2 protein-coding genes are annotated in these 1,963 nt (G+C 67.7%); one reads left to right on the forward strand and one right to left on the reverse strand.

The genetic code is table 11. The features are described 5' to 3' along the window. A partial coding sequence (locus tag ACTWQR_RS55565) for a GntR family transcriptional regulator (RefSeq protein ID WP_443234988.1) occupies window positions 1-669 on the reverse strand: 669 nt, incomplete at its 3' end. A 108-nt stretch (window positions 670-777) separates the two neighbouring features. On the opposite strand from ACTWQR_RS55565, the gene ACTWQR_RS55570 reads away from it, so the two are divergent. After that, window positions 778-1,944 carry a mandelate racemase/muconate lactonizing enzyme family protein gene (locus ACTWQR_RS55570; RefSeq protein ID WP_443234989.1) on the forward strand — a complete coding sequence of 389 codons (1,167 nt, stop codon included), beginning with the start codon at window positions 778-780 and terminating at the stop codon, window positions 1,942-1,944. The last annotated feature ends 19 nt before the right edge of the window (window positions 1,945-1,963 follow it).

The following is a 1,963-nucleotide window of genomic DNA, read 5'->3' on the forward strand; positions in this document are numbered from 1 at the left end:
GCCCTCGCGGTCTTCGAGGGCGCTGATGGCGGTGGCGGTGAGGCTGTGGGTGATGTGGTCTCGCATCAGCTGGGCGGCTTCGGCGGCGCGGCCGTCCACGATCAGGGAGACAAGTTGGTGGTGCTCGTGAAGGTCCCGGGTGCGGGGCTCGTCACCGGGCGGGAGTTCGAGGCCGAGGCGCCGGTAGCGGTCGGACTTGTCCCACAGGTCGTCCAGGAGACGGATGAGGACGTCGTTGTGCGAGGCCCGGTACAGCGCCTGGTGGAAGGCGCGGTGGGCTGTGAGCGCCTCCTCTCCCCATTGGCGGGTGACGGGGAGGAGTTTGTCTACGGCGGCCTGCATGGTGGCGATGTCGTCGTCGGTCCGTCGCTGGGCGGCAAGTTCGGCGGCGGTCGGGTCCAGGGACAGGCGGACCTCGAACAGCTGGCGGGCCTCGCTCGAGTTCATGACGGAGACCCGGACGTCGCGGTGGGTTTCGACGGTGACGAGACCCTCGCTGCTGAGGCGGCGGATGGCCTCGCGCAGTGGCGTGATGCTCATGTTGAGGGACTCGGCGAGGTCGTACTGGGCGAGCCGTGACCCGGCAGGAAGAGTGCCGAAGAGGATCCGATCGCGGAGCTCCGCGTAGGCGAGGTCGCTCTTGCTGAAGAACAGGTTCTGTCCTGCCATGGCCCCCTGACCGTTCCTTTCCGGAGATTCCCCACCCCTTGACACCCCGCATCGGACCAGCTCACTCTAACAGCGTCGTATCTTATAAGATATGAGAAAGGCTCCGCAGTGAAGATCACCAACGTCTACGAGGGCGTCGTTGCGATCAGCTCCTCGATCCGCAACGCCTGGATCGACTTCAGCTCCATGGACTGTTCGATCGTGGCGCTCGAGAGCGACGTCATCCGGGACGGCAAACCCGTGGTGGGCTACGGCTTCAACTCCAACGGCCGCTACAGCGCCGGAGAGATCCTGCGCCGCCGGGTCCTGCCCCGCCTCATCGAGGCCGAGCCCGGCAGCCTGCTCGACGAGCGGGGCGGCCTGGACCACGCCAAGGCGTGGGACGTGATGATGCACAACGAGAAGCCCGGCGGGCACGGCGAGCGCTCGGTCGCGGTCGGCGTGGTGGACATGGCCCTGTTCGACCTGGCCTCCAAGATCGAGGGCAAGCCGCTGTACCGGTATCTGTCCGAGCGCTACGGCGACGGACAGCCCGACGACTCCGTCTTCGTCTACGCCGCCGGCGGCTACTACGCCCCGGGCAAGACCCTCACCGACCTCCAGGACGAGATGCGCGGCTTCCTCGACCTGGGCTACGACGTCGTCAAGATGAAGATCGGCGGCACCGACCTTACGGAGGACCTGCGCCGAATCGAAGCCGTCATCGACGTCCTGGACGGCGACGGCTCCCGGCTGGCCGTCGACGTCAACGGCCGCTTCGACCTCAACACGGCCCTGGAGTACGGGCGGGCCATCGAGCCCTACGGGCTGTTCTGGTACGAGGAGATCGGCGACCCGCTCGACTACCACCTCAACGCCACCGTCGCCGAGCACTACACCGGCCCCATCGCCACCGGCGAGAACCTCTTCTCCCTCCAGGACACCCGCAACCTGATCCGCTACGGCGGCCTGCGCCCCGACCGCGACACCATCCAGGTCGACCCCGCGCTCTCCTACGGTCTGGTGGAGTACCTGCGCATCCAGGACATGCTCCGTCAGCACGGCTGGTCATCGAGGCGCTGCATCCCGCACGGCGGGCACCAGTTCTCCCTGCACATCGCAGCCGCCCTCAAGCTCGGCGGCAACGAGTCCTACCCGGGCGAGTTCCAGCCCACCGGCGGCTTCGCCGACGACGCCGTCGTCGAGAAGAGCCGCGTCGGCCTGACCGACACCCCCGGCATCGGCTTCGAGAGCAAAGCCGCCTTCTCCAAGGTGCTGCGCGCCCTGCACAGCTGACCGCCACCCCACCGCGGAC

Source organism: Streptomyces sp. 2A115 (assembly GCF_052245575.1).
GTDB lineage: Bacteria > Actinomycetota > Actinomycetes > Streptomycetales > Streptomycetaceae > Streptomyces.